Origin of the sequence: Peribacillus sp. NPDC058002, assembly GCF_042886655.1 — a bacterium.
Classification (GTDB): Bacteria; Bacillota; Bacilli; order Bacillales; family DSM-1321; genus Peribacillus; species Peribacillus aracenensis.
This window is the reverse complement of record NZ_JBHVQU010000001.1, coordinates 36,837-52,060: the sequence shown is the minus strand read 5'-3', so window position 1 is coordinate 52,060 and position 15,224 is coordinate 36,837. Positions and strand designations below refer to the sequence as shown.

11 protein-coding genes, 1 other RNA gene and 1 pseudogene are annotated in these 15,224 nt (G+C 43.9%); 10 read left to right on the top strand and 3 right to left on the bottom strand.

Features of this window, described 5'->3' with window-relative positions:
* The first annotated feature begins 32 nt into the window (after positions 1-32).
* The 3 genes from rnr (at position 33) to ssrA (ending at position 3,409) form a co-directional block, all read left to right on the top strand.
* Entirely contained in the window at positions 33-2,390 is a 2,358-nt protein-coding gene (rnr, locus tag ACFVSH_RS00230; protein WP_387704290.1) for a ribonuclease R, read from the top strand.
* Between the two features lie 66 nt (positions 2,391-2,456).
* Positions 2,457-2,924 (top strand): SsrA-binding protein SmpB, encoded by a 468-nt coding sequence (gene smpB / locus ACFVSH_RS00225; RefSeq protein WP_387604141.1) that lies wholly within the window; start codon positions 2,457-2,459, stop codon positions 2,922-2,924.
* 123 nt (positions 2,925-3,047) lie between these two features.
* Positions 3,048-3,409: a transfer-messenger RNA gene (gene ssrA / locus ACFVSH_RS00220) on the top strand.
* 220 nt (positions 3,410-3,629) lie between these two features.
* Here ssrA and ACFVSH_RS00215 read toward each other — a convergent pair.
* Positions 3,630-4,784 (bottom strand): DUF2515 family protein, encoded by a 1,155-nt coding sequence (locus ACFVSH_RS00215; RefSeq protein ID WP_387704288.1) that lies wholly within the window; start codon positions 4,782-4,784, stop codon positions 3,630-3,632.
* Positions 4,785-4,883: 99 nt separating this feature from the next.
* On the opposite strand from ACFVSH_RS00215, the gene shc reads away from it, so the two are divergent.
* The 4 genes from shc (at position 4,884) to ACFVSH_RS00195 (ending at position 9,080) form a co-directional block, all read left to right on the top strand.
* A complete protein-coding gene (gene shc, locus ACFVSH_RS00210) occupies positions 4,884-6,752 on the top strand; it encodes a squalene--hopene cyclase (RefSeq protein WP_387604137.1) in 1,869 nt (622 codons plus the stop codon).
* A 101-nt stretch (positions 6,753-6,853) separates the two neighbouring features.
* A complete protein-coding gene (locus ACFVSH_RS00205; protein WP_387604135.1) occupies positions 6,854-7,399 on the top strand; it encodes an HXXEE domain-containing protein in 546 nt (181 codons plus the stop codon).
* A 36-nt stretch (positions 7,400-7,435) separates the two neighbouring features.
* Positions 7,436-8,338: a TIGR01777 family oxidoreductase gene (locus ACFVSH_RS00200; RefSeq protein ID WP_387604133.1), complete on the top strand. Its 903-nt coding sequence runs from the start codon at positions 7,436-7,438 to the stop codon at positions 8,336-8,338.
* Between the two features lie 556 nt (positions 8,339-8,894).
* Complete coding sequence (locus tag ACFVSH_RS00195) at positions 8,895-9,080, top strand: nuclease-related domain-containing protein (protein ID WP_387704359.1); 186 nt, start codon at positions 8,895-8,897, stop codon at positions 9,078-9,080.
* A 119-nt stretch (positions 9,081-9,199) separates the two neighbouring features.
* Here ACFVSH_RS00195 and ACFVSH_RS00190 read toward each other — a convergent pair whose 3' ends face one another.
* A complete protein-coding gene (locus ACFVSH_RS00190) occupies positions 9,200-9,676 on the bottom strand; it encodes a helical membrane plugin domain-containing protein (protein ID WP_387604130.1) in 477 nt (158 codons plus the stop codon).
* A gap of 18 nt (positions 9,677-9,694) precedes the next feature.
* A complete protein-coding gene (gene fdhF / locus ACFVSH_RS00185; protein ID WP_260286275.1) occupies positions 9,695-12,634 on the bottom strand; it encodes a formate dehydrogenase subunit alpha in 2,940 nt (979 codons plus the stop codon).
* A gap of 333 nt (positions 12,635-12,967) precedes the next feature.
* On the opposite strand from fdhF, the gene ACFVSH_RS00180 reads away from it, so the two are divergent.
* The 3 genes and pseudogenes from ACFVSH_RS00180 (at position 12,968) to ACFVSH_RS00170 (ending at position 15,194) form a co-directional block, all read left to right on the top strand.
* Complete coding sequence (locus ACFVSH_RS00180; protein ID WP_076368224.1) at positions 12,968-13,330, top strand: Na-translocating system protein MpsC family protein; 363 nt, start codon at positions 12,968-12,970, stop codon at positions 13,328-13,330.
* Between the two features lie 55 nt (positions 13,331-13,385).
* The gene (gene fdhD, locus ACFVSH_RS00175) at positions 13,386-14,183 is read left to right on the top strand and encodes a formate dehydrogenase accessory sulfurtransferase FdhD (RefSeq protein WP_260286273.1); all 798 of its coding nucleotides are present in this window, start codon (positions 13,386-13,388) and stop codon (positions 14,181-14,183) included.
* Positions 14,184-14,328: 145 nt separating this feature from the next.
* Positions 14,329-15,194: pseudogene (locus tag ACFVSH_RS00170) on the top strand (LysR family transcriptional regulator).
* Positions 15,195-15,224: the final 30 nt, after the last annotated feature.

Here is a 15,224-nt window from a genome sequence, read left to right as displayed (position 1 = left end):
AAATTTATTATACCCTGAATAGGAGGGTTTTCATGGAAGATAACATTCAAGAACATATTAATAAGCTTCTGACATACATGACGGATGAAGCGTATAAGCCGTTAACGGTACAAGAACTGGAAGAGGCTTTGAAAATCGAAGACTCGGCAGATTTCAAGAACTTCGTTAAGGCTTTAGTGAAAATGGAAGAAAAGGGATTGGTGGTCAGAACAAGAAGCAATCGTTACGGCCTGCCGCAAAAAATGAATTTGTTCCGCGGTAAATTAACGGGGCATGCAAAGGGATTCGCCTTTGTGACACCTGAGGACAACCCAGGAATGGATGATATTTTCATTCCGCCAAATGAAACGGGCACAGCGATGCATGGAGATGTCGTCATGGTACGAGTATCTTCGGAAACATCCGGCTCAAGGCAAGAAGGCACGGTCATCAGAATACTTGAACGCGGAATTACACAAGTGGTCGGTACATACTCCGAAAGTAAAAGTTTTGGTTTCGTCATACCTGATGATAAAAAGATCGCAAGCGATATCTTCATCCCGCAGCACGCTTCACATGGAGCGGTAGAGGGGCATAAGGTTGTCGTCAAGCTTACTTCCTACCCTGAAGGACGCATAAGTGCCGAAGGCGAAGTCATTGAAATTCTGGGGCATAAAAATGACCCTGGCGTGGATATTCTTTCCGTCATCCATAAATATGGTTTGCCGATGGAGTTCCCGGAAGACGTAATGGAGCAAGCCAATGCCGTTTCGGATACCATTCAAGAAAGTGAAATAGGCAACCGCAGGGATTTGCGCAATGATGTTTTGGTCACGATTGATGGAGCGGATGCAAAGGACCTGGATGACGCCGTCACTGTCTCTAAACTTGAAAATGGCAATTACAAGCTGGGTGTTCACATTGCGGATGTCAGCCATTATGTAAAGGAAGGATCTCCAATTGATAAGGAAGCTTTGGAAAGAGGGACGAGCGTTTATTTGGTGGACAGGGTCATTCCGATGATCCCGCATCGTTTATCGAATGGCATTTGTTCCTTGAACCCACAAGTCGATCGTTTTACACTCTCTTGTGAAATGGAAATCACGCCAGATGGTAAAGTCATCAATCATGACATTTTTGAAAGTGTCATTAAGACGACGGAACGTATGACATATGGCAATGTGAACAAAATCCTTGTGGATAAAGATGAAGAACAGCTCGAACGCTATGAAGCATTGGTGCCAATGTTCCAGGACATGGAGAAGTTAGCGGCCATCCTTCGTAAAAACCGGATGAACCGCGGTGCGATCGACTTTGATTTCAATGAAGCGAGAGTCATCGTTGATGAAGATGGCCATCCGACTGATGTAGTTTTACGTGAAAGGTCAGTTGCGGAAAAGCTGATTGAAGAGTTCATGCTTGCGGCAAATGAAACCGTTGCAGAGCATTTCCACCGTCTTGACGTTCCGTTCATCTACCGTATTCATGAAGATCCAAAGCCGGAAAAACTGCAGCGTTTCTTCGAATTCATTACGAATTTCGGATATATTGTACGGGGATCGGCCAATGACGTCCATCCTAAGGCGTTACAGGAAATCATTGAGGCAGTTGCCGGTAAACCGGAAGAAACGGTCATTTCCACCGTCATGCTTCGTTCCATGCAACAGGCGAAATATGATCCGGAGAGCTTAGGTCACTTTGGTTTATCTGCTGAGTTTTATACACATTTCACATCGCCGATTCGCCGTTACCCGGATTTGATCGTGCACAGGTTGATCAGGACCTACTTGGTGGAAGGTAAAATGGATGAAGCCACGAAGGAGAAATGGAATGCCAATTTACCTGAGATTGCCGATCACACATCGAAACGTGAACGTCGCTCAGTAGATGCTGAACGGGAAACGGATGATCTGAAGAAAGCGGAATATATGCTGGATAAGATCGGCGAAGAATATACCGGGATCATTGGTTCGGTTACGAATTTCGGGATGTTCGTCGAGTTGCCGAACACCATTGAAGGACTTGTCCATGTCAGCTTCATGACGGATGATTATTACCGCTTCGATGAGCGTCAGCTTGCAATGATCGGGGAGCGTACCGGTAATGTGTTCCGGATTGGCGATGAGATCGACGTACGTGTTTCCAACGTCAATAAAGAGGAACGCGCCATCGATTTTGAAATCATCGGCATGAAGGTAAGCCGTCCGCGTCCATCTGGCGAGAAGAAAATATTCAAAGCCAATTCAGGCGAACGCAAACGCGGCCGAGGCGGCAATGGAGGGCGTAAGGAAGGAAAAGGCGGCGGCCGTAATGGAGATTCGCCTTCTTCTGGAAGAAAATCGAAAAAGAAGAAAAAATTCTTCGAAAATGCGCCAGCTGCCAAGCGCAAGAGAAAACCAAAAAAGAGATAAAGATTGGGCGGGGGGATGATCATTACATCCTCTCGCCGTGATTGGATGTAAAAAGGGGAGAGTTAGATGCCAAAAGGCTCAGGTAAACAACTAGCACAAAATAAAAAAGCTTATCATGATTTCTTTATTGAACAAACGTTTGAAGCGGGTATCGTTTTGAAAGGAACGGAAATAAAGTCAATCCGTGCGGCCCGAGTGAATTTGAAGGATGCCTTTGCTAAAATAGAAAATGGCGAAATCTATCTTCATAATATGCATGTCAGTCCATATGAGCAGGGAAACCAGTTTAACCATGACCCTTTGCGGACACGTAAACTCCTTCTGCATAAAAAGGAAATCAATAAGCTGATTGGCGAAACGAAAGAAACGGGTTACACGATCGTGCCATTGAAAATGTATTTGAAAAATGGCTTTGCCAAGGTTTTAATCGGTCTGGGTAAAGGGAAGAAACAATATGACAAGCGTGAAGACCTGAAGAAGAAGGAAGCGAAACGTGATATCGAACGTGCTTTCCGTGAGCGGCAGAAGATGTAGAACTGCCAAGACCTTACAATTGATTTTTTGAACCAATCTGTTATAATTAATCCTGTACCGATGACAATTGAATATCAGCCAACTTGCTGACTATTCTTTTCTCGTACGCTCCATTTCTATCATGGGGACGTTACGGATTCGACAGGGATAGTTCGAGCTTAAGTTGCGAGTCGAGGGGATCGGCCTCGTTAAAACGTCAACGCCTATAACTGGCAAACAAAACAACAACCTAGCTTTCGCTGCTTAATAACAGTCGATAGCTGTTCCTCCCTCCATGGCCCACGTGGTAGGGTAAGGGACTCACTCTAAGTGGGATACGCCGGAATCCACCGTCTGAGGATGAAGGAAGAGACCAATCAGACTAGCTGCTCTGCCGCCTGTCGATAGGCTAATGAGTTCGCGAAATGCGAATATATCGACTACACTCGTAGAAGCTTAAGTGCCGTTATGTCTGGACGTGGGTTCGACTCCCACCGTCTCCACCAATACATATATTGGTGGTTTTTTATTTTGTGTGACTGAAGCATAAAATTGTCATCATAACATCTTTATGCTTTATAAATTCGTTTATAATGTAGATCTAGTCCAATATTACACAGAGCCCCCGACAACTTCTATTGGAGTTGCCGGGGGCTCTGAAGTCTACAAGAATGTTGTTTCATTTATCTAATTTGAACTGCTGTCAAAATCTCCGCAGGTTGATGGTTATTCCTCTTCCCGAAACAGAAGGGCTTCCTTTCCCATGACCGCAAGCTCAATTATTTCAAGCGTTTTGCAATAATTCCCGAATATATCTCCATTCACATCGACTTCCTTATGAATATAGTCCAGAACATGCCAATCCTCAAACCAGTCACCACCTTCCGCATCTTCATGAGAAGTATTCGGCCAGGCGTATTTTAACAGTGGACTGTACAACCGGTCGGCGGCGCCTTTTCTCAACTTACAATTCTTGACCCGAGGTTTATAAAGGGAACGGGGGAAAAATTCGTTTACATCGTTAAACAAATCTGGCCAATAATCTTTTCGTGAACCCGTATGGGGATGTTCGTTCGCCCATTTCAAAATGCCCGCTGAAATATTTGTACGCTGAAAAAGGAGGGCATACAATCTTTTTCCGAATAAAATTCGTTCGTGAAGCGAAGTGAAATGGCGCGAAGTAGCGCCGGCTAGTAAGACTCGGTGCCTATTTCCCTCTGCACAGTATGGAAAAAGAATGTGATTGAAACGCAAAAAATCATACAACTTGAAGCTGGCCGTACCGGTTACGGTTTTTTTAAAATGATCATTTTGGATCACTCTTTTTTCCAAATAACTTTGTTCATTTATCACAGTCGCAATCGCAAGAGTGTAGGAATCCCCGCTGTTCCAAAAATAACGCCACATCGTTTCCATAAAGGTGGAAATGTGAAAAAAGTGTAAAAGGTGGAACATTTCCTGGTTGGCTTTCACACTTAGGTCATAAATCAAACACTGGGGATACACATCCTGAAAAATCAACCAGCTACCGCGTTCCAAAAAAGAATAAATCGCCTTCTGATCTCTTTCTGGCAGAAGTTTTGTCAGCAAATCCCCTTTTAAATCGGTCATGTTCCAGCCAACGTTCCTCGATACCATATGTCCAAGGAGGGCCCAATGGATTTCTGGATGCTCGAGATAAAAATTATAATAAGCCCGAGTCCGTGTAACATTGTTTTGATTATGTTGTTTTGTCTGTTCTCTTATATAGTGAATGCGTTGTTTATCGTTTTCGGATAAAAAGGGCAGGAGGCCGGAAGATTTACTTTTTAATTTTTTTTTCAAATCCTTCTTTACATCCGAATAGGAATCAAGCAAAAATACATCATCCCTTATCAACATTTCATTTTAACTGCGTTCGATTCTCCCATTAAAGAAATGCATATTCATATTGCTAGAGGAATATGAATACAACGTGAGTATTCGAAAGAGGGGGGTAACATGGGACATCGGGTAAATGAGGAAATGAACCGAATCGTCGATCAGTTCATTAGGGACCAATCAGATGACGGGTCCTGGCAATATCCTTTTGAGACCGGCATCGGAACAGACTGTCACATGATTATCTTATTGCGGACATTGGAGATAAATGATGAGGCGTTCATAAAAGAACTGGTGGAGCGTATTGCAGGGAAACAGCAGAAAGATGGTTCATGGGGTTTGTTTTATGATGAAGGAAAAGGGAACCTTACGTCCACTGTGGAAGCTTATTATGCCCTTCTTTACTCCGGTTACCGGGATCGGGATGACCCGGATATCCAGGCAGCCAGGCGGTTTATCCTTGCCAACGGAGGGGCTACAGAAGTCCATATGTTTTTTAAAGTCCTGTTGGCTTTAACCGGACAGTGCGAGTGGCCGCCTTTCCCCATTAAGATTGAAGTGCTGCTTATACCGGACTCCTTTCCAATAAATCTTTTTGACTTCTCCATGTTTGGCAGAACGAACATCATCCCGTTACTGATTCTGGCCAATTTGGGTTTTAGCAGGAGAACGCAGCGGTCTCCTGATCTCTCTGATTTGTATCTCAAAAAAGAAAATCGTTTTTTTACAGAAGATCCGGAATTCCGCTCGGTTATCGATTCGATTCAAAAAGGGATAAAAGGCCTGAAAGACTACCCCGGAAATCTTCGCGAGTTAGCTTTAAATCGCGCCGAACAATATATGCTAGATAGAATAGAACCGGATGGAACCTTATGTAATTATTTCGGTTCAACTTCTATGATGATTTTTGCCTTATTGGCGAGGGGATATTCGAATACACATCCGGTGATTACCCGTGCCTTGCAAGGATTAAATGCGATGACCTGCCGGATTGATGGAGAACTCCACTGCCAATATGCGACGGCTACGGTCTGGAACACGACGTTAATCAGCTACGCTCTGCAAGAATCCGGAATCCCTTATTCATCGAATACCGTCCAGAAGGCAAACCGATATATCCTCTCCCGGCAACATGTCAAATACGGGGATTGGGTCATTCATGAACCAGACCTGTTGCCGGGAGGCTGGGGCTTTGAGGACATGAATACAATCCATCCGGATATTGACGACACAACGGCAGCACTAAGAGCGATTCGAACGTTAGCCATCGAAAGGGTGGATTGTCGACAGGCATGGGATCGAGGAATCAGCTGGCTCATTTCCATGCAAAACAATGACGGTGGATGGGCGGCATTCGAAAAGAATGTAAATAAGAAAATATTGAACCTGTTACCGATCGAGGGCGGAAAAGATTTGTTGATCGATCCGTCGACAGTTGATTTAACGGGAAGGACATTAGAGTTTTTCGGGAACTATACCCATTTGGATTTTCATCATCCTATGGTGAAACGCGGGATTCGTTGGCTGTTAAAGAATCAAGAGTCGGATGGTTCTTGGGTAGGGCGCTGGGGCGTCTATATTTATGGCGCATGGGCGGCTGTAACGGGAATGGTTGCGGTTGGGATTTCCCCGAAGCATCCTGCCATTCAGAAGGCTGTAAACTGGTTAAAAGCCATTCAAAATCAAGACGGAGGGTGGGGGGAATCCTGTAAAAGTGATATCGAAAATTGTTATGTGCCGTTGGGCGAAAGTACCCGCACCCATACAGCATGGGCCCTTGATACACTTATCTCAGCCGCGGCTGAAGTCACACCTGACATTAAACGCGGCGCAGCTTTTTTAGTAGATGGAAAAGAAAAAGATTGGGCAAAGGCCTACCCGAAAGGAAGGGGAATGGCGGGAGCCTTTTATATCAATTATCATTGTTACGAATACGTTTTTCCGTTATTGGCCTTGGCCCATTATCAAAAATTAGCTGAAGGGAGCTAAACAGGGATCTGTGGATTCAAATAGCTTCCAAGTGACTATTTGCATATTTTTAAAGTTTGTCCAATTCAATGAACAAAACTACAACAAGCAGGAGGCAAAAGATGCTTGAAACTTTCCGCCAATTTTTCGATCTTCATACAATTATTTGGTTGTGCCCAATCATTTTTATTTTCCATGACTTAGAAGAGATCATAACCATTGAATCTTCCATGAAGGCAAGTGAAAATAGGTTTCAAAAATCTTCTTTCGTCCAACTAATATTAAATATGAGGGAAAAACTAGGTTCGACCGCTGCCCAGCTTTCTGTTTCGGCTACTTGGATTTTGTTGATTATTTCATTCACTACAGTGGTGACTGCCCATCTCACATTAAACGGAGGGGGCTTTCTTTTATATACAGCTATTCTCAATTTATTTATTCTGCAAGCGATCATGCATATTGTTCAGTCCATCTTTTTCAAAGGCTACACACCTGGCATCATAACGGCACTATTCCTTCTCATCCCTTACTGTCTTATTGCCTATGACAGTTTGTTCGAACACGGTCTGATAGACGGGCATTTACTTTTTGCAAGTCTCCCGGTCAGCCTGCTCATGATCCCGATTTTTCTTGTTGGCAATCTTTTAGGCCGTTATGTTATTCACTAACTTATAAGAAAGCAGCTGAAGAAGGCGGTGAGGAAATTGCATGTTGTTATAACGGGAGGAAGCGGGTTTGTAGGTCAAGCCTTGACACACCTGTTGACTCAAAAAGGCCATCGAGTAACCATATTAACGCGTCTTCCTGATCATAAAAGAACAAGTGAATTCGTTCATTATGTTGATTGGCTTTCTGCAGATCATCAACCTGAAAACGAACTTAAGGATGTCGATGCGATGGTCAATTTAGCCGGGGAATCAATTAATAGCGGACGGTGGATCCAAAGTAAAAAGGAGGCTATTTTGAATAGCCGTCTTTCAGCCACAAAAGAGGTCATTCGAATTTTGAGACATCTTCATCCAAGGCCAAAAGTTCTTGTTAACGCTTCAGGTGTAAGTTACTACGGGATGTCAGACTTCAAAACGTTTAATGAGTCCTCCGAAAGTGATGCAAATGATTTTTTGGCCAGTGTTGTAAAGAGTTGGGAGAAAGAAGGGGCAATGGCGAAAGAATTAGGCGTTCGAACGGTCTTCGCGCGTTTCGGCATCATTCTGGGTCAAGAGGGTGCCTTTCCGCGAATAGTGCTACCGTATAAATTAGGTATTGGGGGGACAATCGGCAGTGGGATGCAATGGATTTCCTGGGTGCACATTCAAGATGCGGTTGAGATGGTTTACTTCGCCATAATTAATTCTGAAGTAGATGGACCGTTGAATGTGACCTCGCCTCATCCAATACGCATGTCATCATACGGACAGTCCATTGCAGACGTCCTTCACCGCCCATATTGGCTTCATGTTCCTGGGGTTGTAGTAAAAGTAGTACTTGGTGAAATGAGTCAGTTGGTATTAAAAGGGCAGCGGGTACTCCCTCAAAAAGCACTTTACCACAATTACTCCTTTCAATTTCCAAACGTACAAAGTGCACTTTCTGATATTCTAGGCTAAAGATACATTGCGCCGGTATGAAGAAGGGAAATTATTATTAAGCTTTTGTCATGACAGTACGGCAGGCCCTCCCTGCGATGAATAGCACGCTGTGTCCTAAATCAGCTGTTCGTAGAAAACACTGACTGGCATTTGGGGTACCGTCCGACAAAAGCGGATTGTTGGCGGTACCCCTATTAGGATTAGGTACAGGTGAGATATCTTCAAAATCTGTTATGGTATCGATTACGAATTTATGATGACAATATAGCAATTTGTTTTTTTAGTTGTTTTTGTCGAAAAATCGATAAATTGCATAATTCGCAGATAAATCAGGAGTTTTCGCAGATATATCTCCATTTTCGAAGATATATTCCCAAATTCGCAGATAAATTGTACAATCGTCATCATTTAAAGGAATATTCCCTTCTGCTGTAGAATCATTTGGGAGAAACCAAGATTGGAGCGATTTAATTGATTGTAAAAAAGCGAAAAGTTCCTCTTGCCATCCGCAAATTACGTGCATTAGCGTACAGGCTTCCTCCGAATCAACCCAAACTCCCCTTAATCATGAACGATCTCAAAAAAAAGTGAAGCGGGCCATAAAGGGGAATGTTCCATTGATTTTCCATTAAGCTTTCTTGAACCGAAAGGCTATTACATTTTCCACGATTTAAGGCTGCAGGATCAATCACGATTTTTTCAACTGGATACCTTATTGATCTCCAAGAAATATGCGCTTATTATTGAAGTGAAGAAATGATTTGGCCCTACGTACATCAACATTTTGGAAATCCCCCAGATTCCTTAATTTTGCATCAATATCGTCAAACATGATAAAAAAGACTCAAAAGAAGCTTCTCTTGAGTCTTTGTTCCGATTCTATTCTTTTAATTCCTTGCCCATTCCCTTTAGGAAGTGGACGCCAAAGCCGATAGCCCGGTTTATGTCTGGATCATTCAGTGTTTTCATTAAATCCAAAACTCCGATCTTCTTATCGGCCTGAAGGAATTTGTTTCCTTCATCGATTCCTGCAAGTGCGCTGTTTAGCAGTTTCGTGGATTGTGCGGCATCGGCGTTCATCAAGGCTCCTGTTGCCCCCATTAGGGTATTGATCAGGTTTGTGACAGGTTGCCTTGTGATTTGTTGAAGAGCGATTTTCGCGATTTGTTCTTTTCCTTGCAGCATGGAGGTCGCGGCTTCGAATACTCCCGAGTCATTCAGTTCATTGACGATTTTAAACATATTGTTCAATGCCTCTTCATTATGGGTAATCAGTGTTTTCAGTTCTTCGAGTTTTTGTAGCTTAATTTCTTCCTCAGTAATGGGATTATGGATTTCCGTAATAGGAGCTGCCATGATCTTCACCCTCCCTGTTTATTTATCCGTTAAGTGAACATACCCTGGACGGGCCCACTTACGTTCAACCTCGACACCATTTTGAGGATGACGTTTTTTGTTCCGTGGATTGGTACCCGGTAATGGGATGTCTCCGCTTGCGCTTAATACTTCCATGCGGACCATCGTCTGTTTGTAAGCAGGCGTGCTTGTGCGTTGATCATAGATGGGACCAGTCAGGAAGTTGATGGCAGAGTCTTTATCGACTGAGTTCATCGGTAAAAATAGCTCATTATTTTTTACACGGTCTGTAATCAGGGCTTTTAATTTAACGGCCCCGAATGGAGACACTAAGCGAACGAGTCCGCCATCGCCTACTTTACGTTCTTTGGCAAGTTCCGGTGATACCTCAACGAAAATATCAGGTACTTTCGATTGGATTCCATTGGATTTGTTCGTCATATTACCTTCATGGAAATGCTCCAGCATGCGTCCATTATTGATATGAAGGTCATATTCTTCCGGGAATTTATGAGGTTCCACCCAGTCAGCCAGTGCAAAGCGCGCTTTTTTATCAGGGAAGTTGAAGCCATCCACATAAAGAAGCGGTGTGTTTGATCCATCATGACTCCCCCAGAGGAAGCTGTTCCACCCCTCCAGCACCTCGTAATTCGCTTGGCTGAATATCGGTGACAGGCTTGCCATTTCTTCATAGATTTCACTAGGGTGAGTGTAGTTCCAATTTGCACCTAAGCGGTTGGCGATCTCTTGAGTGATTTCCCAGTCCGCTTTAGAATCCCCCATGGTGGGAAGGGCTTTATATAAACGCTGTACACGGCGCTCTGTATTGGTGAACGTTCCGTCTTTTTCAAGAGATGGGGCCCCTGGCAATACCACGTCGGCATATTGGGCTGTCCTTGAAAGGAAAATATCCTGGACAACAAAGAAATCCAATCCGGATAACACTTTATCAACATGGTTTGCATCCGCATCGACAAGTGCCATATCTTCTCCGACGAGATACATGGCCTTCATGTCGCCTTTTTCTATCGCTTTAAGCATTTCAATATTGTTCAAGCCTGGTTTGCCATCGATTTTCACTCCATAAGCTTTTTCGAACTTAGCACGTGCCACGTCATCGGTAACATGCTGATATCCTGGAAGCCATGTTGGCAGGGTACCCATATCGCAAGCGCCTTGTACATTGTTATGGCCGCGAAGCGGATAAGCTCCCGCTCCTGGACGACGGTAGTTGCCCGTAGCCAATAGCAAGTTGGAAATTGCCGCTGAAGTATCGGAAGCACCGGTGTTTTGTGTAACGCCCATTCCCCAGAGGATGCATGTTCCGTCTGCATCGCGAATGGTCTCAGCTATTTGGATCAATGTTTCTCTTGAAATGCCTGTGTGTGTTTCGGCATATTCCAGGGTGTATTTTTCAAGTACTTCTTGATAATCGTCGAAGAAGTTAACATTTTCATTGATGAATTCTTGATCATGCCAGCCTTGATCGATCATATATTTTGTAACCGCCATCAACCAAACCTGGTCTGTTCCTTGTTTTGGACTGATATGGATGTCGGAGCGTTCGGCCATTTCGTTTTTGCGGATGTCAGCTACGATCAGTTTTTGTCCGTGAAGCTTGTGTGCCCGTTTTACGCGTGTCGCCAATACGGGATGGCCTTCTGCAGGGTTAGCGCCAACGATGATGACAAGACCTGCTGCGGCGATATCTTTAATCGTACCAGCATCTCCGCCCATGCCGACCGTACGGAACAGTCCGTCTGTTGCCGGGGATTGACAGTAACGCGAGCAATTATCGACGTTATTCGTTTCGAACATTTGACGTGCCAGTTTTTGAATCACATAGTTTTCTTCATTCGTGATCTTTGATGAGGAAATGAAGCCTACTGAATTTCCGCCGTATTGCTGTTTGATCGAACCAAGTCTGGATGCAACCAAATCAAGTGCTTCATCCCAGCTTGATTCTACGAATCTCCCATTTTTCCGAATCAGGGGCTTGGTTAAACGTTTTTCCGAGTTTACGAAGTCCCAGCCGAATTTCCCTTTGACACATGTGGATATCGCATTGACGGGTGCTTCATGGGTAGGTTGGACTTTAAGGATTTTACGGCCTTTTGTCCAGACTTCGAATGTGCATCCTACCCCACAGAACGTACAGACCGTTTTTGTCTTCTTCGTCCGTGTATCACGCATTGCCGCTTCAATCTCTGAAATGGCAAAAATCCCGCTGTATCCAGGTTCCACTTCTTTGACAAGGTCAATCATTGGTTCAAGCATATCGTTTTTCAAACCTGACATGAAGCCAGCCTCACCCAGCATCGATTTTTCCATTAATGCATTACATGGACAAATGGTTACACACTGTCCGCAGCCTACACAGGATGAGTTATTGATTTCCGTTCCTTCATCCCAGATTACCCGGGGGCGTTCCGCTTCCCAGTCGATGGACAGCGTCTCGTTGACCTGAAGGTTTTGGCAGACTTCGACACATTGGCCGCATGCGATGCATTGATTGGCATCATAGCGGTAAAATGGATGGGACATATCGACGGCACCCAATTCCACTTTCGGTGTGTAAGGATATTTTTGGTGTTCGATTTCCATTAATTCCGCTGTGTTATGCAGTTTGCAATTTCCGTTATTATTATCACATACAGTACAGTATAAAGAATGGTTTTCCAGGATCCGGTCCATGGCTTCGGTTTGGGCCTCTTTTGCCTTGTTTGAATCCAAGGCTATATCCATGCCGCCCGCTGCTTTTGTCGAACATGATCGGACGAGTTCCCCATTAACTTCGACGATGCATGTGTCGCATGTTTGGATCGGATCCACTTCAGGAACGTAACAAATCTGTGGATGAGCTATCTCATTTTGGTTGATGACCTCCAGTATTGTCGCTCCTTCATTAGCGGTATAATCCTTCCCATTGATTTTGATGGTGATGTTTGAATCGCTCATTATATTTCCCCCTTTTATAGCCAAAAACACGAAAAAAACCACCATGATCACACCTCCGGCTCTGAACGGAAATGTAGGTCATGGTGGAATAGTTTAATAGCAAAGCTTGCCAATATACCAATCCATACCATAATGGATGATTTTTAAAAAAGATAGGACACAACAGTACACTATTATGCTCCCAACTTTCCTCTTTGATAGTATACCTTTAATTTTAGCAAGAAACAATCCTGGAAAGAGGCTATCATTCCCAAATTCCTTTCGTTTTTCTTCGCGTTGATTTATGATTAGAAAATTGAGAACTTAATTTTCTTGAATTGGAGTGACGTAACGGTGTCAAAGGTTATCCATGAATTCAATGATATGATTCGTAAGCTGCGCAAGGAATTATTCGGTAAAGGACCAGAACGCATACACACGGTTTTCGTGGAGAATATGGCCGTTTCTACGTTATATGGGAATTTGACTCCTACGGAAATGTTTATATCAAGATCGGAGGAAGGAAGGGACATGGTCCATTCTGCACGTACCAAAATGGTTCAGGATGTGTATTCGGAGAGTCCTCCTGATGGAATGGAGGAACTGGTTGGGGCTAAACTGGTCCATTTGTTTTCAGATATCAAAATCAAGGAGAACATAGCGATTTCCGTATTCGTATTTGATAAGGATATAGCGGACAAACTCAACGGGCATTGACCACGTTCCTTACATAGTGGTCAATTGGCTCCTGGATAGTAAAAGGAGTGGGAACATGAAAGCGATTGAAAGCAAGAGGGACATCATCCGGATAACCAAAGGCAACATCGGGCGGACGGAAGATACGATCGTAACGGAGTATCCCGTCACTGTCAAAATAAATGGCCAGGAATTCGTCACGATGGTTTGTACACCTGAATACATCGAGGATATGGTGATTGGCTATTTGGCTTCGGAAGGCATCATCAAAAAATATGATGAGATAAAAGAAATCTGGGTCCAGGAAAAAGAAGGCTTTGTTCATGTGAAGACAGATAAAGTGAATCCCTACTTCCAGGACTTTCAAAATAAACGGTATATTACATCATGCTGCGGAATGAGCAGACAAGGGTTCGTCTTTGTGAATGATGCTTTGACTGCCAAGAAAATGGATAATGTTTCGGTGAAACTGACTCCCGATGACTGCTTCCGCTTGATGAAGGATTTACAAAATTCCGCTGTCACCTTCCAGAACACAGGAGGGGTCCACAATGCCGCTTTATGTGATGTCGATGGCCTCGTATTAAGCAGGATGGACATCGGCCGACATAATGCCTTGGACAAAATATACGGCCATTGCTTGAAAAATGGTATTTCGATAGAAGGGAAAGCTATCGTGTTCAGCGGCCGGATTTCATCGGAAATTCTCTTGAAGGTGGCGAAAATCGGCTGTGAACTGATCCTTTCGAAGTCCGCTCCAACTGAATTGGCTTTGGAATTGGCTGAAGGATTGGGAATCACCACGGTCGGGTTCATTCGTAATGATTCACTGAATATCTATACATGCCCTGAAAGAATACAATTGAATGACTGAGCGTGAAAGATGCCGCTCCTAAGGCGGGCTGGAGAATGCGCTTTGGGAAAGTCCTTGCCGGCATGGCTTGGATATATCCAACAAGCCTTATGTGATACAGTTTCGATAGGACATTCAAGGAAAAGGCGGTATCGGGGGAAGGGTTATGAATGAAAGGGATTGGCATATTTTAAAGGTGTTGCATGAGCATAAGAATATTACTAAAACGGCGCAAAGTTTATATATATCGCAACCTTCTTTAACGAAACGAATTCAGCAAATAGAGAAGGAATTCAATCTAAAGATTGTGGAGCGGGGAACAAGGGGAGTCCAGTTCACCCCTCAAGGGGAATATTTGGCCAACTGTGCAGATGAGATGCTGATCAGGCTCCGGCAGATAAAAGAGACAGCGTTCAATATGGGTCAGGAGATCAGTGGGACATTACGGCTGGGTGTTTCCAATTATATCACGCTGCATAAATTGCCTGGCCTGTTGAGATTATTTCGTGAGCGATATCCTAAAGTGGATTTCAATGTGACGACTGGTTGGAGTAAAGAAGTGCTGAACCTCATTTACAAGGAAGAAGTGCATGTAGGGATCGTTCGGGGGGACTATCAATGGGCAGGGTCAAGGCACCATCTTTTTGAGGAAACGATTTGCATTGCTTCCAAGGAAGAAATCGAAGTCCGGGACCTGCCTTTCTTGCCGAGGATCGATTATGGGACGGACGCCCTTTAATGATCGATAATTGGTGGAGAGATAATTTTTCAGGACCGCCTTTGGTTGGGATGGAAGTGGACAAAGGTGATACATGCAAAGAAATGGTCAGGAATGGCCTGGGATATGGCATCCTTCCCAGTGTTTTATTGGAGAAGGACCAAAGTCTAAGTCAGATGGACCTTAGGGATAAGCAGGGTAATCCCCTTATCAGGAATACGTGGATGCTATATCATGAAAAGTCACTGGAATTAAAACTGGTCAAAGCGTTTGTCGAATTTGTCAAAGACGTCGATTTCATGAGTGATATTTAACTGGAAGCGCAGATATCTCTGTGCTTTTTT